Below are 18,852 nucleotides of genomic sequence, written 5' to 3' on the forward strand. Positions count from 1 at the left end.
GCTCATTCATATTTCCAGTGAATGTGGTTTTAGCGTTCAACCACGTTTGGCCTTAAAAACATAAGCTGGAAATGACATTTAAGCACTTACGTTGTGGAGAACTCTATGCGTCCAAGCGGCAGAACCGCCAGTCAAATTCGTCCAGTTACTATTACTCGTCAATACACCTGCCATGCTGAGGGCTCGGTATTAGTTGAGTTCGGCAATACAAAGGTGCTGTGTAACGCAACGGTAGAGGAAGGCGTGCCTCGCTTTATGAAAGGGCAAGGAAAAGGATGGATAACTGCTGAATACAGCATGTTACCGCGCGCAACGCATACCCGAAGTGGCCGAGAAGCGGCTCGCGGAAAGCAAGGTGGCCGCACGCTAGAAATTCAACGCTTAATTGCTCGCTCGCTTCGCGCCGCAGTAGATTTAAAACTACTTGGAGAAAACACCATTACTTTAGATTGCGATGTTATTCAAGCCGATGGCGGAACGCGCACAGCATCGATAACTGGCGCCTGTGTAGCACTTGTAGACGCATTAACCTATATGCGTGCCAAAGGTATTTTAAAGGCAAACCCGCTCAAGCACATGATTGCTGCGCTGTCGGTTGGTATTTTTGAAGGCACTCCGATTGCCGACCTTGAATACACAGAAGATTCAGAAGCTGAAACTGACATGAACGTTGTTATGACAGAAACAGGCAAGCTAATTGAAGTACAGGGCACGGCAGAAGGCGAACCTTTCTCGTTTGAAGAGTTAGAAGAAATGCTGAAGATAGCGAAACACGGTCTTCGCGAATTGTTTGATATCCAAAAAGCGGCACTAGCGTAAGAGGTCTACATGAAAGCGTTTCAGCGTGATTTTATTGAGTTCGCCATTGCGCGCGGCGTACTAAAGTTTGGTGAATTTACGTTAAAGTCGGGCCGCATAAGTCCTTACTTTTTTAATGCTGGTTTGTTTAATCGCGGCGGTGACCTTGCAAAACTAGGTCGCTTTTATGCTGATGCATTAGTCGATGCAGGCGTAGAGTTTGACGTATTATTCGGGCCTGCCTACAAAGGTATTCCTATTGCTACCACCACGGCGGTAGCGTTAGCCGATAGCCATCAACGTGACGTGCCTTACTGCTTTAATCGCAAAGAGGCTAAAACTCACGGTGAAGGTGGAAACTTGGTAGGGAGTCCTCTCGAAGGACGGGTGATGCTGGTGGACGATGTGATCACCGCAGGAACGGCTATTCGTGAATCTATGGCGCTTATTGAGCAACAGCAGGCTAGTTTGTCTGGTGTTCTCATTGCCCTAGACAGACAAGAGCGAGGCAAAGGGGAGTTGTCAGCGATTCAGGAAGTTGAGCGCGATTTTAATACCACGGTGATTTCCATCGTTGCCCTTGCTGATGTGGTTGCCTATTTGCAAGAAAAAGGCGGTCATAGCGCCGATATTGATGCCATAAACACCTACCGTGAGAATTATGGCATCTGATTTTGATACTGCTTTTAATGAGGCAAACACCCATTTAGACGCGTTGGGGCTTCGCTGCCCTGAGCCGGTTATGATGGTGCGTTTAAACATTCGAAAATTAGCGGATGGGGAAACCCTGTCAGTGTCGGCAGACGACCCGTCAACGGCGAGGGATATCCCAAGCTTTTGTCGGTTTATGGGACACACGCTGGTAGCGTCTCAAACTGATACAATGCCATATCAATTTGTCATACAGAAAGGGTGCGTGTAAGCGCCCTTTTTATTCACCTTCGCTAAGCGCTTGCAAAAGTAGCTTTTGAACAGCCAATTTACTTTTTTTGTTTGAGCAATGAATATCGCTCAAATGCAGGTTTTCTCCGCTCAACATTCTTTTCAGTACAGACGCTCTGACACTTAACGAGATATAGCCCTCATTGGCTGTACGCTGTTTGGCGCTCATCGTGTTTTCCTCATTAAATAAATCAGTGGACGAGAGAAAGGCGGTTATTGGCGCGGTGGATACGTTTGCTAGCGGAAGAGCTGCCAACTGAATGGCCGCTATCAGAATTGCCATTGACTGCATCGTTGTTAGCTAACTTGGTGTTAACTAAAAGCAGACTGCTTTGTTCAAAAGCATGCATCGCAGTTTTAATTAACGCTAAGGTAGTATGGTTGGTAGCATGAAGAGGCAGAACTGCAATTAGCTGCTGCTGGCACTGCTGTAATACATTATGAGCTTCTTGCGAATTGCCATTACACTGCAAAAGAGAAGACAGATACATGCCTGCGGCCGAATAGGAAATTATATCCTCTCTCACGCTATTATCTTTGTAATTTGACACATTTTGTAATGCCGTGAGAACAAGCTTTGCGGCTTCTAACGTCTGATATGCCAGCGTGCACGCTTTATCAAGTTGCCCCTGAAGGCGGGCTTTTTGCATGCTATCTTGCAAGAAATGCCGATGCTTGCGCGCGTCAATTGGATTTAATTGAAGCCACTTTGTATAAACGGGGCATAAATGTTGTGTATTCACTGTTGCACCTCCTAGATAGGACTCGTTATTACACTAATGTAAATAGGAATCATTATCAATAAAGAAGTTCAACAAGAACGGCAAAAGGTTTTATAAAAATTTTTTGCGCAGTGGTAAAATACCAAAAAGCCTCATTATAAGAATGTGTTAGCGCCCCACCAAAGTAGAAGCACAATAAGTGTTGCTCCAATAATCGCCTTCATTTTGTAGCGCCTAATTATTTGCTCTGCCTTGTCGCCAGCATAATACACGGCTGCCGCAAGGCCGAAATAGCGAAGTGAGCGCGCTATAATCGTGGCCAGTAAAAACAAGGGGAGCGAATATTTTGTGGCACCTGCTGCAAGCATAGCTACCTGAAATGGAATGGGGGCAATGCCCAAGGTCATAACAAACCAAAATCCCTGCTGCTGCATTTGGTTTTTTACATTCTCAAATTGGTCCTGACTGAAGAAAGTGGAAATCACCCACTCTCCAATCAAATCAAAAAGATAATATCCCAAGGCATAGCCGAATATAGCCCCTATCACACAGCCCAAGGTTGCCATTGCCGCGATGTGCCATAGCGATTCTCTTCTTGCCTGCATTAGTGGCAACATCACGGCTTCCAAAGGAATAGGCACTATGGTCGACTCTAAAAACGAAGAAAGTGTAATACCTTTCAACATATGTTTCGAATCGACCAATTGCTTGGTCTTTTGCGCCATCTTTTTACTGAGCCTTTTATCAGGTGCCATGAAATCCTTTCTTAAAGTGCTATTTTTTACTGTTTGTGAACAACGCCGTCTTTCATTACAAACGACACATTTTCCATTAGGGTTATATCGTCAAACGGGTTACCTTTTACCGCAACAATATCTGCTAATTTACTCGGCTCCAACGTACCTAGTATATCGCTTACACCGAGTAAGTCTGCAGCATTCACCGTGGCGCTTGTTAGCGCATCGGCAGGCGTCATTCCCGCCTCAACCATTAGGGCAAACTCTTGTGCATTATCGCCATGGGCTGATACGCCACTGTCAGTTCCAAAAGCAATTTTCACGCCCGCTTTATGAGCGTTAGCAAATGTTTGCTGAATAAGGGGGCCAATTGCCGCTGCTTTCGGACGAACTAATTCTGGAAAGAAGCCATCGATTTTTGCTTTTTCTGCAACAAACTTGCCGGCAAGAATGGTGGGCACATAATATGTGCCGTTTGATTTCATCAACTCGTGAATCTCGTCATCCATGTAGGTGCCGTGTTCTATTGAGTCTACACCTGCTGTAATGGCTCGCTTCATGCCTTCTTTTCCGTGTGCATGAACGGCTACGGTCATTTCGTAATCTTTCGCCGTATCAACAATGGCCTCTAATTCATCGGTCATAAACTGTGGGTTCTGACCGTTTTTAGCTACGCTGAGTACACCGCCGGTGGCAGTAATCTTTATTAGGTTAGCACCGTCTTGATAGCGTGTTCTTACTGCTTCTCGGGCTTGCGCTTCTCCATTGACTACGCCTTGCTCAGGACCTACGTCTGGGCGAAGTAAATGAGACATACCATTAGATGGGTCGGCATGGCCGCCTGTGGTGGCAATAGATTTTCCTACCGTGTAAATGCGCGGTCCAACAGCATAGCCCTTATCGATAGCGGTTCTAAGGGCAATGGTTTCATTGTGCGAGTCACCGAGGTTTCGTACTGTTGTAAAGCCTGCGTCTAGGGTGATCTTTGCGTAATTTGCTGCACGCAATGCATAGTCTGCTTCATTAAGCGTGAATCGCTCTAAGTAGCTTTTTGGCCCGCCTTGTTGAGACGACAAGTGTACATGCATATCCATCAACCCCGGCATTACCGTGCTATCTTTTAAATCAATAACTGTATCGCCCTTCTCAGCGCTTACAAATCCTGATTTCACACTTTCAATTTTGTTATCTTCAATAACGATGGTTACCTTGTTGCGTAATTCGTTAGAGGTTCCGGTAAAGGCTTTGCCAGCATGGATGAGCGTGGCTGCTTGGGCGCTAAACGTAAGCGGTAAAAGCGTGCAAGATACAGCTAATGCGGTCAGTGTTTTTTTCATAATATAGTTCTTCTTTTGATGGATAATTACACAGTAATTTAATGTAAAGCACTCGTTAAAGTAACGCAAAGTATTACGCTATTAGTGGCGGGTTTTACTGAGTTTTATGAGGTATTTAGGAAGTGTTATTTTATGGTGTACGAATTTTGGGCTAATTAAACAGGATGTATTGAAAGAAAGCGAAAGAGTAGAAAAATAGGAAACGGACAAGGATTGTGGACAGGGATGATTAAAAGGTAAGCGAGGATTAACCTACCTTTCCAATAACAAAGTCGATGTTGGCTGAGTGAACAACGAAATGAGTTTCATTACCGCCTTTTATTTCTTTCGATTTTTCAAGTAGCTGGTAATACACATTTTGATGTAGGCGAGCCCACAGGTTTCTGCGAACACATACATAGGGTATTGCGGTAGCTTCTTTATCTCGAATTGCTTTTGGTGGAACGCGCAATTCCATTTGAACAACGCTATCTAAAACAACTTCATCGCCAGTCTGTGTAATCAGCACTAGCGCAGTGTTCTTGTCGCCGTTAGTGCTACTACCGCCGTTAGCGTCTGCTTCAATCTCTTTCCATTGAGTGATTAAAAAAGGCGTGTCTTCAACGGTAATCCCCACTTTTTCTACCGGCGTAACAAGAAAGTACTTATCGTCTTCTCGCTTAAGTACCGAAGAGAACAATTTTACCAAGCTAGCGCGACCTACTGGGGTACCTTCATAGAACCAGCGACCGTCTAGCGTCACTGTCATATTAATATCGCCGCAAAAATCAGGGTTCCATTTTTCTACAGGCGGAAGAGAGCGCGTCTTATCAGAGACGCCCTCTATTTGCTTTTGAAACTTAGTTAAGTCCATTTTGTTCAATCAACGCTTTTATTTCGCGAAGCTTCGCTTTAATACGGCGCATGTTGTCAGGCCCCGTTCTTAACAGTTGCTTTTGCGGGCCATCAAGGTTTTCTAAGCGTTCATCTGTGTATTTGTACATCACAGAATCTGAATAGACTTCTACCGGCACCGGTACCTCTGGCGTATCGAGCAATTCGTCTATTGCGCTGAGTAACACACTATTAAAATCTTTGTCAGGGTCGCCAATTTCAGCGTATTTAGCTTGAATATCGTCTTTGTAAGACTGATAAACCGTTAATAGCGCCTCATTATCAAATGACTCTAAAACATTCACATATGGTGTGTAGCGCTTATAGCTAGCAGCATCAATCCACTGCTTATCAGCTTGAGAATACACTCTGAAGTTCTGTTCTGGTGGGGTGAGCAACTGATGGTTAGGCGCCATTTTGTTGCCCGCCAAATTTGTCACAGAAACCACAAAGCGTTGAAGTAAGCCTTCGCTTACCAATAGTCTATTTACCGTGTTTTCATCGGCGGCTGCGCTATCTACTAGCGCTTCTTTCACTGCTGGATCGCTTACATCAAGCGGTTCGGGCTCAATTTCCTCAACTTCAGGGAGTGGTTCCACTTCGTCTTTCTCTTCAAGTTCGACAGGTGGGGGGGCAGGCTTTGTTTCAAATACTTCTGGTTCGTCAGATTCGGTAAGTACGGGCTCGTTGATTTCAGGCTTAGGTGCCTCTACAGGCTCTGGCGTTTCATCGCTTGGCCAAAAAACTATCGCAAGGATGACGACAAGGATTATTCCCGCTATCAGAAAGTGTGGGCCTAACGACTGTTTCTCTGTTGTTTCGCTCATAATGACTCCGCTGCTGAGATTTCCTTTAGGTAATACTACCAGACATAACACTCAATGTTAGAAAATCAAACAAGAGAAATGTTCCTTTTCTGCTTAAATTTTCAATCGTAATAATCTTTTAACGTTGAAAACACCGATTTCGATTTCTCTTACCCACAACAAAATGAGTGCTTTTTCCTAATGCTGCATGGGTTAACCATTCTGTGTCGTTGTAACAAGTGTCAACACCGCGCTTTCATTACATGGATAGCGCGTGCAGGCAACGAATAGGTTATAACACTGAGTAAAACTACACTTTGCTAGAAATATACACCGCTACAGATACCCACTATTACATGTATACATTGTTACAAACACACGTCGTTACGCATACATTTGTCATTATTTATGTCAATCATTGTAAATAGCTTGGGTTATTTTAAACATTTGTTTAACATGTAGGGACTGTTATCTTGGTTGCTCACTATGACCGTTATATTATTTGCTATTCCTTTGTTTTTTCTACTTATTGGTATTGAGCTTTATGCCGATTGTAAAAAGAAAACGGGGTACTATCGAACTAATGACGCTATCACAAGCTTAAGTGCGGGTGTGCTTTCTCGCATTGTGGCAATTGGTCATCAACTTATCCCCTTTACTATCTATGCGCTTTTCTTTGATGCGGTCGCTATGTTTGAGCTACCGCAAGCGTGGTGGGTGTGGGTTATTGCATTTGTAGCCTATGACTTTTTTTACTACTGGAATCATCGGCTTGGACATGAAATGAGCATACTCTGGGCCGCCCATGTAGTGCATCATTCAAGTGAAGATTACAATCTGACTACGGCATTGAGGCAAACAAGTGGTGCTGTGTTTAGCTGGATTTTTTATCTGCCGCTGGCGTTGGTTGGTTTTACGCTAGAGATGATAATAACGGTGGGAGCACTCAATTTGGTGTATCAGTTTTGGGTTCACACTCAACACATCACCACGTTGGGGTGGATGGAAAAGGTGTTTGTCACCCCTTCAAACCACCGGGTTCACCACGCCCAAAATCGCATTTATATCGATAAAAATTACGGAGGTGTTTTTATTCTTTGGGATCGGTTGTTTTCAACCTACATGCCCGAGAAAAAAGAAGAGCCCGTAGTTTTCGGTATTCGCGGTGCGCTAAAAAGCTTTAATCCACTTTGGGCTAACTTACAAATTTACAGTCAACTGGCTAAGGATAGCTATTATACCCGTTCATGGACTGACAAATTTCGCGTCTGGTTTGGTCGCACGGGGTGGCGACCAGCAGACGTATCAGAGCGCTTTCCTAAGGAAAAACTACCGTTGAGTAATTTTAGAAAATATCATCCACACATCCATAAGTCAGTGACGCGCTATAGTCTTTTACAACACGTAATTATGCTTGGCGCTGCGCTTTATTTTTTGCTCAATTTAGATTCGCTCTCAGGTATGCAGCAAATGGCTATTGTCCTCACCGTTGTGGTTATGAGTATTCAAAATGGCTTTATTCTGTCTCAATCTAAATTGGCGCTTGCGTTAGAGGGGCCGCGGTTACTCATGTTTCCACTACTGTGGATTGCTTCGGGCATTGGCATTGCGGCCTGGTGTTTCGCACTGTCTTCTGTCGTTGGCCTCGTTATGCTGTTATTTGCAGTGCGTTACAGTAATTATCGCCGCCCTATTGAAGAAGTCAGGCTATCAACTGAACCTGAAAACTTAGCGTAACGTAATAAAAACGTTTTGTTAGCGCCGGCGTTGTGTATAGCGTCAGTTGCTACCTGTATTAGGGCGTTTTTTGAGGTAGGTATGCATAAGTTTCTTTTTAGCGATTTAGAAGATACACCCACAGTAATAGACTACTTAGAAGTGCAGTCATATGAGATGAATGTGTATCTCGTTTATTTAATGGTTGGTGACAAAAGCGGGATGGTTTACGACAAAAAAGGTAAGCCAATGCGATTTTTTAGCACGGGTCATATTCGCGAATCATTTGCCCACTGCAGTGTCGAAAAGTCGGTGATGAAGCACGACACGCCCTATGACGAAATGATAGGTAATCCGCCTAAAAGTGCAGAGCAAATGGCGCTGCCCTTTAGTATGGATTTGCCTTACTAAACACCGTTCAGCTTGATAATCTTGTGCTAGGTGCTAGGTGCTAGGTGCTAGGTGCTAGGTGCTAGGTGCTAGGTGTTAGGAACAAGTAAACTAGGTGGTTTCTAGCCAAGGAGCCGCTAACGCTCGCATATTCACTTGCGCACCTAGTCGCCTAGCCAATAAAAACAATCCCCCTAGCTTTCTGTGAATAAATAGCGCATCAGCCGGTGGTGTATGCCAGAAGTCATGTTCCGTCGTGAGCGTCATACCCTTATCGTGCAGACGCTGAATAAGGTCGCTAGTGCCAAAATCATAGGGCTCGTTATGGTTAAGCGATTCGCACGCTTCCATGCCAATACCAATGACTGCATCAACCTGTTCGGGAGTGTGTGATTTATCTATTAGACCGATATCAAGGGCTGCCTCTGCCATTAACTGCTTATCTTGCAAAGCGGCACTATTAAGCAATGCTTTGTAGCCTATTGAAATACTCTCTGGGATTTCACGGGTTGCGCCAAAATCAAGAAGTACTATCTGCTTTGTCTCTGTATTAAACTTGTAATTGGCAAGGTTCGGATCGCTTTGAAGCAGCGTAAAGTTAAATACTTCATTGAAAAATAGCCCCATCAAGTCAGTCATAACAGCATTGCGTACTTCCTGAGATTCATTAAGCAGCGTATCTAGGTTCGAAGCCTCAATAAAGTCCATCGCGAGTACCGTTTCACTGGTAAGGGGCTCGTAAGTTTGAGGAATGATAAAGCGTTCTATCTGTGTAAGCTGCTGGCCATAACGCGTTAGCATAGCCGCTTCGCGGTTGTAGTCAGCCTCTTGATGAAGCTGTGTTTTTGCCTCACTAAGAAGAGGGTTAATATCTAAAGATTTCGGTATAAGACCCGTGAGCTTTATCAAGGTCGCGACATTATCCACATCGCTGTCGATACTTTTTCTCACCCCAGGGTATTGCACCTTTATAGCGAGCATTTTTCCATCCATGGTGATGGCCTTATGCACCTGACCAATAGATGCCGCTGCCACTGGCGCAAAAGAAAAATACAGTAGGCTGTCCTGCCACTTCTCGCCCCACGCCTTATTCAAGGTTTCGATAAGCTGCGCTTTAGGCATCGGGTCAGCATCTTCTCTTAAACGAGATAAGATAGTAGCAAGCTCAGGGGGTAAAAAGTCTCCTGCGTCCATAGAGATGAGCTGGCCGAGTTTCATGGCCGCGCCACGCATGCTAGCTAGCTGATTGGCCACATTCGTCATATTCTTTGGTGTTAATAGTAATGAGGCAAGGGCAGGTCTCTCGCCCTTTAACAGCTGTCCTGCGCCCTGAGTAACGACATTTCCGGCAATTTTACCCGCCAGAGCGCCTAGGCGACTCACCCGGGATAATCGAGAAGAGGGAATTGCTTTTGATTTTCTTTTAGGGGAGTCTTCGGACATGTCACCTACTCTATTTCGCTACGTTAAAAACGTAGCGGGGACGCCTCAAAAAAAGGCTATGAAATAATATAGGTATGTACGAGATAGAAGGCGGTTTTGATTAACGAATACGTGTAAAAGCAACTTATTTAGAAGCAGCTCGTTCGCCTATGCCAACTGGTATTAGATAATTTGCGACACCACCTGCAAGACAAAGCCAACTACACTGCCAAAGGCAAAACCTGTCCAACCGTTTGCGCCGCGATAACGCCACAGCGCCGCGCCAAAGAAACCACACCACAACATGGATGAATAAGTGGCAATCATTCCATCACCCATACCGGTATTGGGCAAAAACAGCATGATGATAAACGTCATCGCCATTCCACCACTTAAAAGCACCCACATGATGTTCTTTTTATCAGCGAAGGCATTGTTTGCGTTCGAGCCTTTTGAGCCGGAAGAGTCTTCAGAGTGCCCCAGCGCCGCGCGCTCTTCGAGATTGCTGGTGTCGGCTACTTCCTTTTTCTTTCTGTCTTTTCGAGCGTTGTGCGCAAATGCACTAGAAGCGCTGTTACTCATGATAATACCTTCATAGAATGACGTTCTCACGCAAACGTTAATGTATTGTTAAAATAAACGCTATAAGACTTCGGTGGTAGATGTACACAGGAAAAGCTTTTAAAAAGACTTAAAAAAGCCCGCAGATTTAATGCTAAAGAAGCATCCGCGGGCTTGGTATTGCAAACACTGGGTTTAGTGATGGTCGCTGTTAAAGCCCACCTCAAGCAGCGTGACATTGTCGGTAAAAGTAAGGGTTTTTAGTGGTCCGTTACCTTCAACGTTAATGGTGTTTACTTGGCTAGGCCATAAATCTCGAAGTGCATCGTGACGTATTTTCAAGCCCTCCAGAGCCGGTGGTTGAGCCGTTTCTTGGTAAACCCAAAAGTGCTTACCATCCACTTCAAAACCTACTTGCTCAAGCGCTAGCGAAGTATCTTCACTGTTTAACAGCGCAAAGTGGTGACCAACGTAATCAGCAAAGGCTTGCTGCGTCTTTTCGTCATCCATAATGTCGGCGTTCTTATCAAACAGAACTTTTACCGCATGCTCAGCATCATGCAAATTAAAACGATGCATTACTTCGATATTTTCGGTTCGTGGATTGAACAATACCGTCGTAATAGCCGCCTTAATTTGATGGGCCTTCACCGCTGTGCTGTATGCAAAGCTACCTGTTATTAATAACAGCGCAAGCAGGGCAACCGTGCCCTGCCTGATAGAAGACAACTTACTCGTCATCGTTGCCTTCATCATTCTCATCGTCTTCGTCATCTGTTTTTAACTCAGTTTTTGAGTCTTGCATAAGGTCGCGGTACTCGTATGAGTTGCGAGACTTACCTTTATACGCTTCGATGCGCGAGGGAATGATACGACGTGGATAGTGGTTGTTTTCAACATTCACATCGGCTGTTTCCCAATGTGGGTCAACGGTAACACTCACTAACTCTTTGTCTTTTTCCGTCACGATTAACTTGCTAACCGCTTTTGGCGTTCTGCGCCAAATTTCGGCAGGTATACGCATCTCTTCTTTAGTGCCGTCTTCATAAGCAAGCTCTAGAATGATAGGCATTACCAAGCCACCAAGGTTACTAAAATTAAGCACGTAATAGTTTTTATCTTCTCTTACTGCACGTTCAAATGCGGTGCGTTCCCACGGCTCTAGACCTTTCAAGAATTTTTGATAGCTATTACGCTCTTTGTTGGTCACGGTATAGCGATCGTTTTCGTCGTAAAAATCGCTGATGTCATCGAAGCGATCAACCCACAACTCTTTACCTTCTTCTTTGTTGCGAATAACGGTAAGCGACTGTGGTTTTTCCATTTCTGTCTGGCGTTCGCGGCCAAAGTCGATATCTGGATCTTCAGTGTTCAAGCGAAGCTTATAAACGCTGTCTAAGCTAATGTCTACGTGATCGGTTGAGTAGAACCAGCCACGCCAGAACCAATCTAAGTCAACACCTGATGCTTCTTCCATTGTGCGGAAAAAGTCAGATGGCGTTGGGCGTTTAAACATCCAACGTTGTGCATATTCTTTAAATGCAAAATCGAAAAGCTCGCGACCAAGAATGGTTTCACGCAAAATGTTAAGTGCTGCTGCAGGCTTAGTATACGCATTAGGACCTAAACGAAGTACCGAGTCTGACTGAGTCATAATTGGCACCTGAGTTTGAGACTTCATGTAGCCTGTAATATCACGTGGCTCAACACCCCATGGAATCGTTGGATCCCATTCACGGCCTGCTACACCATCAAGAAAGCTGTTTAACCCTTCATCCATCCACGTCCACTGGCGCTCGTCAGAGTTTACCGTCATCGGGAAATAAATGTGCCCCACTTCGTGAATAACAACGCCGATAAGAAAGCGTTTTTCAGCGAGTGAATACGTGCGAGAGCCGTCGTCTTGTAACTCGGTACGCGGGCCGTTAAACGTAATCATTGGGTATTCCATACCACCCACAGGGCCGTTAACCGACTGGGCTACTGGGTATGGATAGTCGAAACTAAAGCGGCTGTAAACGTCCATAGTATGAATAATGGATTCAGTTGAATACTTCTGCCATAGCTCACCACCTTCTTTAGGATAAAACGACATGGCCATTACAAGAGGCTGGGTGTCACCGCCTTGTTGGTAACCGCGCGCATCCCAGGCAAATTTACGTGATGAAGCCCATGCAAAGTCACGTACATTCTCTGCTTTAAACGTCCACGTTTTTAGCTTTGATGTACCTTCTTTCTCATTCTCAATAGCTTCTTCAGGCGTTACAATAAAAACAATGCGATCTGCTTTTTCTGCCTTTTTCAAACGCTCGCGCTGAGTTTTGGTCAGCACGTCTTTTGGGTTTTGAAGCTCACCTGTCGATGACACAATGTGATCCGCTGGTACGGTAATGTCTACTTCGTAGTTACCAAACTCTAGTGTGAATTCGCCGCGGCCAATGAACTCTTTGTTTGTCCACGCTTCGTAATCTGTGTACGCGGCCAAACGAGGAAACCACTGGGCTAGCAAGAAGATGTCATTGCCGCCTTCACGTTCATCATCAGGGAAGTGCTCGTAACCTGCGCGAGCAGATACCGCATCTTCTTCTACAATGTTAAATGCAAAATCGATGTCGAAAGTGACTTTCTTACCCGGGTTCAATGGCGTTGCCAAGTCCACTCGCATTAACGTACCAACCGTAGTATGGCGAAGGTCATTACCTGATTTATCTTCAACGCGAGAGATGGTGTAGCCTAGCTCATTATCTTCAACAAACTGCTGGCGACGAAGCGCGCCCATGCTCAGTTTTGCAGGTTTACTACCACTGGCTGCTTCTGTAGCCGGACCACGGTTTCCAATTCCACCAAATGTGGTAGTAAGCGCTGACATAGAGTCATCGCGGAATTTGTTTTGGTCTAATTGAATCCATAGATACTTCAGCGTATCTGGTGAATTGTTGTGATAAGTAATGGTTTCTTTTGCTTCAATACGACGCTCGCCTTCAAGCAATTTCACGTCGATATCGTAGTCAACTTGTTGCTGCCAATACTGATGGCCTGGTTCGCCAGCAGCATTTCGATATACATTTGGAGTAGGTAAAACTTCGTCTAGCTGACGGAATTTATCTTCAAAGTCGCCCTTAGTTTGCTTTATTGAGGCGTGTGCACTGGGAAGAGAAATCAGCATAGACAATACTGGCGCCAGCCAGAAAAAATGTCGTTTTGCGGTGCTCATGGTGTTTCCTTGCAACGTGTTAAGTTGGAATTATTATATGTTATCGCCTTTAGTATATAAGTCTGGCTCTGCGAATCCTAGTTCCCGACCGTAAACTACCCTCGGTTTAACGCAAAGTTTATGTAACAGAACGTTTTGTGATACGACTTTAACTGTCGTATTCTTATCTTCTTGTCCTTTTTTCATTTCCTTCCTCTATGAATAGTTTTTCTTGGCAGCGAGCTGTCGTTAAAGTGGGTAGTGCCTTAATTGCACCTGATGGCAGAGAATGCAGCGGCCGATACTTATTGGCATTAGCTCGATTTATTACCGCTAGCCGTGAACAGGGTAAAGAAGTCATTTTAGTGTCTTCAGGCAGCGTTGCTGCTGGTCGCAATAAGGTCTCTTCTGGTGCTAATGGTGTTGTATTGCGCAACACATCATCCATTGCTGAAAAGCAGGCAATGGCTGCCATCGGACAGAATTTAATGATGGCAAATTGGCAGCGTTTTTTCGATTTCCCCTGCGCGCAAGTACTGCTTACCGCTGACGACCTTCGCGATCGCACTCGCTATGTAAATATAAAAAATACGCTGCGAGAAATTCTCAATCACCATGCTTTGCCCATTATTAATGAAAATGACACGGTGGCGGTAAATGAACTTAAGGTGGGTGATAACGACAATCTCGGCGCTTACACCGCACTGGTTGCGCAAGCAGACACCCTTATTATTTGTTCTGATATTGATGGGCTTTACACCGGCGATCCTCGTAAAAACAAAGATGCTACGTTAATTCCTGTGGTTGAAAGCATTGATAGCACCATTTATGGGTTAGCCGGAGGAGCCGGAACGTCTGTTGGAACTGGCGGTATGCGCACAAAGATAGAGGCAGCAGATAAATGCATAAACAGCGGTATTCAAACATTGATTGTAAATGGCCGTAGGGGTGAGACATTTGACGCCCTGCTCGCGGGTAAGGTACCCGGTACTCTTTTTAAACCAACTCGTACACCTTCAAACGCCCGAAGACTTTGGCTTACTCATACACTTAAAACTGCTGGACGCATTGTTGTTGATAATGGCGCAAAGTTAGCTCTCGTTGAAAATGGCGCTTCACTGTTACCGTCGGGTATTGTTGATGTTGACGGAGAATTTGCTCAGGGAGAAGCTGTTGAGGTTATCTGTGATGGTCGCGCCATAGCCAAAGGCCTAAGTGTGTATAACGCAAAAGACTTATTACTCATAAAAGGGAAAAAGTCGAAAGATATTGCCAGTGTGCTAGGTTATGAAACAACAGATGTTGCCATACACAGAGACGATATGGTGCTTTTGTAGCAGAGAGAGCCCTTTTATACAGGATGCCCATGACAGAAATAACGCCAACACTCGCCGACTATCCGTTTTCAATTACTATTGCTACTCGCTGGCAGGACAATGATGCCTACGGTCACATCAATAATGTGATGTATTACAGCTTTTTCGATACGGCGGTAAATCGCTTTTTAATTGAGCAGGGTGGGTTAGATATTCACAACGGTAAGACCGTGGCGTACGTGGTTAGTAGTCAATGTCAGTACGTTGCCCCGGCAGCCTACCCTGAAAATATCTATGTTGGTATGAGTGTAAAAAAGGTAGGGAGGAGCTCAGTCACTTATGGACTGTCGGTTTACGCCGGAGAAAGCCAGCGAAGAGTCGCTCATGGGCAGTTTGTGCATGTGTTTGTCGATAGGGCTTCAGATAAATCTATTCCTATTCCTGTAAAGATAAAAGCGGCCCTTGAGTCGATAAGCGATGCCGTATGAGTTTACCTAATGTGGTGTTTCTTGATGCAGAGACATTAGATTTAGAGTCGCTGGATACTCAACAACTCAGTGATGTAGATGCATGCCTTACGTTGCATCAAAATACCCTTCCCAACGATGTTGTTACGCGAATTGAAAATGCTACTGCTGTACTGGTGAACAAAGTTGTACTAAGCGCAGAAGCGCTGTGCCAAGCACCCAAGTTAAAATATATTGGTGTTACAGCTACCGGCATGAATAATATCGACCTAGAGTATTGCAAAACAAATGATATTAAAGTGCAAAATGTTCAGGCATACGGGACCAGCAGTGTGGCGCAGCATGCGTTAACGCTACTGCTTAATTTGGCCACCCAGTTTGTGCACTATCAGCATGATGTAAAAGCGGGGGCTTGGTCTGAATCTTCCCATTTTTGTTTACTGTCTCACCCTGTTGTTGAATTAGAGAGAATGCACGCTGTCATTGTAGGTCATGGCGAGCTTGGCAAGCGGGTAGAAGGTTTATTTAAAGCTATGGGCATGCAGGTGACTATCGCTGGGCGCCCAGGAAGAGCCGACGATCCGCGCCCGTCGCTTTCATCGCTATTACCTAGTGCTGATGTGGTGAGCCTTCATTGTCCGTTGACGCAAGAGACAGACAAGTTGATAAACGCAGAAACCCTATCGTTAATGAAGCCAAATTGTTTTTTAATCAATACCGCGCGAGGTGGACTGGTTGATGAATCCGCCTTGCTTGGAGCACTTAAAAATAAACAAATTGGTGGGGCTGGGCTTGATGTATTGTCTGTTGAACCTCCACCCTCTGATCATATTTTAATGCAGGCCAATTTACCCAACTTGTTAATAACACCACACAATGCATGGGTGGGGAAACGCGCGCGACAAACCTTGCTCGATTCAGCGGTTAACCACTTAACGCAATTTTTAGCGCAATGATAACTGAGGATTAATGGGCGAATGAACAACCCAACCTTATTCTCATTGTGCTGTCTAATTTGGGGCTCAACTTGGATTGCGATTACCTATCAAATTGGCCATACATCTGAGACATTTGCTATAGCGCTGCGCTACTTACTCGCCGCCGTATGCTTGGGAATTTATTGTTTAGTAAAAAGGCTGCCGTTTGCCCTTCCCTTGCACATACACATGAAGATGGCTGCGGTGGGCTTATTTCTTTATAGCTTAAATTACACTCTGCTTTACATGGCACAGGCGCATATTATCAGTGCGCTTTTAGCGTTGATGAGCTCCTGTATTATTTATATTAACGTGGTGCTACGTCGCTGGTGGTTAAAAGAGCCTATTCGCAAAGAGGTAGTGATTGGGGCGACGTTTGGACTAAGCGGTATTGTGTGTTTGTTCGTACCCGAGTTCTCGAAAGTTTCCATGGACGCAGCGCTGGCTTTAGGATTAAGCATTGCCTTTGTCAGCTTTTTTTGTGCTTCAGTGGGCAACGTTATTTCTGAGCGGATTTTAACTTCTGGCACTCCGGTTATTCAGATGAACTTTTATGCCATGTCTTACGCGATGATTTTGCTATTTATAACGTCGTTATTGTTGCCGGGTAAGCTCATTATTCCCACCAGTTTAGAGTTTTATTTATCTCTGCTCTATCTGGCTTTGTTTGGCTCTGTTTTTGCCTTTGGTGCTTATATGAAGTTACTTCAACAAATGGGGGCAGATAAAGCGGCTTACGTGGTATTGGTATATCCCATGGTTGCGCTGGTAATTTCAACCTTCTTTGAGGGCTATCAATGGACAGCGTTCTCTTTCGTCGGTGTTGCTGTAGTACTAATGGGCAACGCAATTGCCATGGGCAAAATACCGCGCTTTATGCGTCGCCCTTTTTTATCTCACTAAATCAAATTTAACAAACTAAGGCCTATTAAAATAAGGCCTAACTAAGTAAACGGCTTAAAGCGCATTTATTTTTTTGTTTAGTTCATAAGCTGGCTCAGTCACTATAGCTTCTAGTGTTTCTATGCGCGCCATAAGCGCTTCTATTTGAGCGTCTTTTTCTTGTATTCGCTGCTGCTGTAGCGCTGCTTTGCTTGCTATAAACGGGTTACTGCACTTTCCGTTCATCCAGTCGTTCAAGCGCCACTGAAATTTCGCGTCTAAATAACTCGCGAATAGCGCAATAGAGGTGATACTTCCAAGTAACAATACAAGGCTTAATGTAGACATAGAACTCTCCTTCACTAGGGTAATTTATGTGTTGATTCAAGGCATTTGTTGTTACTAGTCACGGCTTTTCAGAATAAATTACAAAAAAGATTTAAAAACGTGTAATAAAAATAAATGGGTGCAGACTGTAACTGGGTGTGTTGAGCTTTTTGCTGCATTTTTGTAGTGGTCAACTCGCTACAGTAATGATTAGGGTATTTACGTACCTGCTAAACATAAAAACTTTTAGAAAGGGCAACCCGCTTGGGCCAAGGATTTGAAGACGTTTTTACACAATACGGAGCATTGTTAAGCCGCGTTGCAAATAGCTACGAAGCTAACGAGGCTATGCAGCAAGAGCTTTTGCAAGAGATTGCTATTGCTGTGTGGCAGGGGCTGTCGCGGTTCAAGGGCAATAGTAGTGTAAAAACCTATATTCTGAAAATTGCCCATAATCGCGCGGTAACCCACGTAGCAAGCCAAGTAAAACGTGTTGATACTCACCGATATGAAAGTGATACGTTGGGCTCTGATGGTTACCAAAGTCCACAGTATTCTCCAGAAGTCGTTTCTAGTCAGCAGCAATCGCTAGTACGTTTGCTGCAAGCCGTTCGTGCACTTCCCCTGCAGCCAAGACAAGTGCTTACCCTGTCGTTAGAAGGATTAAGCTATGACGAAATTGCCGAGGTATGCGGTATATCAAAAAATCATGTGGGTGTTATTTTGAAACGGGCAAAGCAAAAAGTGCTGCAGGAGGAACCCAATGCATAACGATGATAATAAAGATCGAGTAAAAGCTAATCGAGTAAAAGGGAGTGACACTGATTTGACTTTGCTATGGCAGAATCAGCCAGTTAACGATATCGACCTATCTGAAGTAAAAAAAAGCTTTAACAGCGAGCGAATAAAACAGCGTATTTATATGGTTATAGATTCTTTAGCGCTTCTGCCTTCTCTCTATTTTTTATCTATTTACTGGGGAGAGCTATCTTTTACCGCAAAAGGGTTATGTATTTTTATGGTGGCAACGGCCATTCCGTTTTTAATTTATCAATTGTGGCTGCGACGAGTGGCGGCTTTTGCCAAAGACTCACAAACTCTTGATCATTTACATCAATACACGCGCCAGATAAAAAATAATATACGCATTGCGTTCATCACCAAGCACTCTGCATGGCCCGCGCTTTTTGTGCTGCCTGCGTTTGCATTAGAGCGATACTTTTTTGGAGAATTAAGCCCCGAAAGATGGGAAAAAATCGCTTTCAGTTTTCCCATCGCAACACTCATTCTTGTTGTATGGGGTATTTGGGCACACAAGCGTCAACAGCGCTTTGAAAAACAACTCAAAGCGCTAGAAGAGATGGCAGAGCAGCGCACAGTTTAGGG

22 protein-coding genes are annotated in these 18,852 nt (G+C 44.6%); 11 read left to right on the top strand and 11 right to left on the bottom strand.

Annotation, left to right across the window (positions count from 1 at the left end; genetic code table 11):
• Nucleotides 1-105: 105 nt before the first annotated feature.
• Genes rph through tusA form a run of 3 tightly spaced genes read left to right on the top strand, consistent with a single transcriptional unit; the run spans nucleotide 106 to nucleotide 1,720 of the window.
• Nucleotides 106-819 carry a ribonuclease PH gene (gene rph / locus V7R39_RS10845; protein ID WP_032095261.1) on the top strand — a complete coding sequence of 238 codons (714 nt, stop codon included), beginning with the start codon at nucleotides 106-108 and terminating at the stop codon, nucleotides 817-819.
• 9 nt (nucleotides 820-828) lie between these two features.
• Complete coding sequence (pyrE, locus tag V7R39_RS10850) at nucleotides 829-1,470, top strand: orotate phosphoribosyltransferase (protein WP_334030666.1); 642 nt, start codon at nucleotides 829-831, stop codon at nucleotides 1,468-1,470.
• Nucleotides 1,460-1,720, top strand: a complete 261-nt coding sequence (gene tusA / locus V7R39_RS10855) for a sulfurtransferase TusA (RefSeq protein ID WP_334030667.1) — start codon at nucleotides 1,460-1,462, stop codon at nucleotides 1,718-1,720. The genes pyrE and tusA overlap by 11 nt, the downstream gene beginning before the upstream one ends.
• Before the next feature lie 9 nt (nucleotides 1,721-1,729).
• On the opposite strand, the gene V7R39_RS10860 is transcribed toward tusA, so the two are convergent.
• The 6 genes from V7R39_RS10860 to V7R39_RS10885 form a co-directional block, all read right to left on the bottom strand.
• Nucleotides 1,730-1,909, bottom strand: a complete 180-nt coding sequence (locus V7R39_RS10860; protein WP_163107614.1) for a hypothetical protein — start codon at nucleotides 1,907-1,909, stop codon at nucleotides 1,730-1,732.
• Nucleotides 1,910-1,931: 22 nt separating this feature from the next.
• A complete protein-coding gene (locus V7R39_RS10865; protein ID WP_334030668.1) occupies nucleotides 1,932-2,483 on the bottom strand; it encodes a hypothetical protein in 552 nt (183 codons plus the stop codon).
• 134 nt (nucleotides 2,484-2,617) lie between these two features.
• Entirely contained in the window at nucleotides 2,618-3,217 is a 600-nt protein-coding gene (locus V7R39_RS10870; protein ID WP_334030669.1) for a YqaA family protein, read from the bottom strand.
• A 26-nt stretch (nucleotides 3,218-3,243) separates the two neighbouring features.
• On the bottom strand, nucleotides 3,244-4,536 hold the full coding sequence (locus V7R39_RS10875) for a metal-dependent hydrolase family protein (protein ID WP_334030670.1): 1,293 nt from the start codon (nucleotides 4,534-4,536) through the stop codon (nucleotides 3,244-3,246).
• 247 nt (nucleotides 4,537-4,783) lie between these two features.
• Entirely contained in the window at nucleotides 4,784-5,389 is a 606-nt protein-coding gene (locus tag V7R39_RS10880; protein WP_334030671.1) for a DUF1285 domain-containing protein, read from the bottom strand.
• Nucleotides 5,376-6,236 (bottom strand): DUF3014 domain-containing protein, encoded by an 861-nt coding sequence (locus V7R39_RS10885; protein WP_334030672.1) that lies wholly within the window; start codon nucleotides 6,234-6,236, stop codon nucleotides 5,376-5,378. The genes V7R39_RS10880 and V7R39_RS10885 overlap by 14 nt, the downstream gene beginning before the upstream one ends.
• Before the next feature lie 465 nt (nucleotides 6,237-6,701).
• Between V7R39_RS10885 and V7R39_RS10890 the strand changes: the two genes are divergently transcribed.
• Together V7R39_RS10890 and V7R39_RS10895 are read left to right on the top strand one after the other, a co-directional pair.
• On the top strand, nucleotides 6,702-7,952 hold the full coding sequence (locus tag V7R39_RS10890; protein ID WP_334030673.1) for a sterol desaturase family protein: 1,251 nt from the start codon (nucleotides 6,702-6,704) through the stop codon (nucleotides 7,950-7,952).
• Between the two features lie 81 nt (nucleotides 7,953-8,033).
• Nucleotides 8,034-8,342 (top strand): DUF6482 family protein, encoded by a 309-nt coding sequence (locus tag V7R39_RS10895; RefSeq protein WP_032095366.1) that lies wholly within the window; start codon nucleotides 8,034-8,036, stop codon nucleotides 8,340-8,342.
• 90 nt (nucleotides 8,343-8,432) lie between these two features.
• Here the strand turns inward: V7R39_RS10895 and V7R39_RS10900 are convergent, their stop codons facing one another.
• The 4 genes from V7R39_RS10900 to V7R39_RS10915 form a co-directional block, all read right to left on the bottom strand.
• A complete protein-coding gene (locus V7R39_RS10900; protein WP_334030674.1) occupies nucleotides 8,433-9,764 on the bottom strand; it encodes an ABC1 kinase family protein in 1,332 nt (443 codons plus the stop codon).
• Nucleotides 9,765-9,926: 162 nt separating this feature from the next.
• On the bottom strand, nucleotides 9,927-10,325 hold the full coding sequence (locus tag V7R39_RS10905; RefSeq protein ID WP_334030676.1) for a hypothetical protein: 399 nt from the start codon (nucleotides 10,323-10,325) through the stop codon (nucleotides 9,927-9,929).
• Between the two features lie 174 nt (nucleotides 10,326-10,499).
• The gene (locus tag V7R39_RS10910) at nucleotides 10,500-11,060 is read right to left on the bottom strand and encodes a DUF6702 family protein (RefSeq protein WP_438823537.1); all 561 of its coding nucleotides are present in this window, start codon (nucleotides 11,058-11,060) and stop codon (nucleotides 10,500-10,502) included.
• A complete protein-coding gene (locus V7R39_RS10915) occupies nucleotides 11,035-13,518 on the bottom strand; it encodes a M1 family metallopeptidase (RefSeq protein WP_334030677.1) in 2,484 nt (827 codons plus the stop codon). The genes V7R39_RS10910 and V7R39_RS10915 overlap by 26 nt, the downstream gene beginning before the upstream one ends.
• Before the next feature lie 197 nt (nucleotides 13,519-13,715).
• Between V7R39_RS10915 and proB the strand changes: the two genes are divergently transcribed.
• From proB to V7R39_RS10935, 4 genes are read left to right on the top strand one after another with little or no spacing between them, the layout of a single operon-like run.
• Nucleotides 13,716-14,834 (top strand): glutamate 5-kinase, encoded by a 1,119-nt coding sequence (proB, locus tag V7R39_RS10920; protein ID WP_334030678.1) that lies wholly within the window; start codon nucleotides 13,716-13,718, stop codon nucleotides 14,832-14,834.
• A 29-nt stretch (nucleotides 14,835-14,863) separates the two neighbouring features.
• Nucleotides 14,864-15,301, top strand: coding sequence for an acyl-CoA thioesterase (locus V7R39_RS10925; RefSeq protein WP_071981024.1), 438 nt, complete (start codon nucleotides 14,864-14,866; stop codon nucleotides 15,299-15,301).
• The gene (locus tag V7R39_RS10930; RefSeq protein ID WP_334030680.1) at nucleotides 15,298-16,236 is read left to right on the top strand and encodes a D-2-hydroxyacid dehydrogenase; all 939 of its coding nucleotides are present in this window, start codon (nucleotides 15,298-15,300) and stop codon (nucleotides 16,234-16,236) included. The genes V7R39_RS10925 and V7R39_RS10930 overlap by 4 nt, the downstream gene beginning before the upstream one ends.
• A gap of 21 nt (nucleotides 16,237-16,257) precedes the next feature.
• Nucleotides 16,258-17,160: a DMT family transporter gene (locus tag V7R39_RS10935; RefSeq protein WP_334030682.1), complete on the top strand. Its 903-nt coding sequence runs from the start codon at nucleotides 16,258-16,260 to the stop codon at nucleotides 17,158-17,160.
• Nucleotides 17,161-17,214: 54 nt separating this feature from the next.
• On the opposite strand, the gene V7R39_RS10940 is transcribed toward V7R39_RS10935, so the two are convergent.
• Nucleotides 17,215-17,487 (bottom strand): hypothetical protein, encoded by a 273-nt coding sequence (locus V7R39_RS10940; RefSeq protein ID WP_334030683.1) that lies wholly within the window; start codon nucleotides 17,485-17,487, stop codon nucleotides 17,215-17,217.
• A gap of 243 nt (nucleotides 17,488-17,730) precedes the next feature.
• Between V7R39_RS10940 and V7R39_RS10945 the strand changes: the two genes are divergently transcribed.
• Both V7R39_RS10945 and V7R39_RS10950 read left to right on the top strand, forming a co-directional pair.
• Complete coding sequence (locus V7R39_RS10945; RefSeq protein ID WP_334030685.1) at nucleotides 17,731-18,237, top strand: RNA polymerase sigma factor; 507 nt, start codon at nucleotides 17,731-17,733, stop codon at nucleotides 18,235-18,237.
• Nucleotides 18,230-18,850, top strand: a complete 621-nt coding sequence (locus tag V7R39_RS10950; protein ID WP_334030687.1) for a hypothetical protein — start codon at nucleotides 18,230-18,232, stop codon at nucleotides 18,848-18,850. Before V7R39_RS10945 ends, V7R39_RS10950 begins: the two co-directional genes overlap by 8 nt.
• Nucleotides 18,851-18,852 lie beyond the last annotated feature (2 nt).

It is taken from the genome of Alteromonas sp. P256 (assembly GCF_036864455.1).
Classification (GTDB): domain Bacteria; phylum Pseudomonadota; class Gammaproteobacteria; order Enterobacterales; family Alteromonadaceae; genus Alteromonas.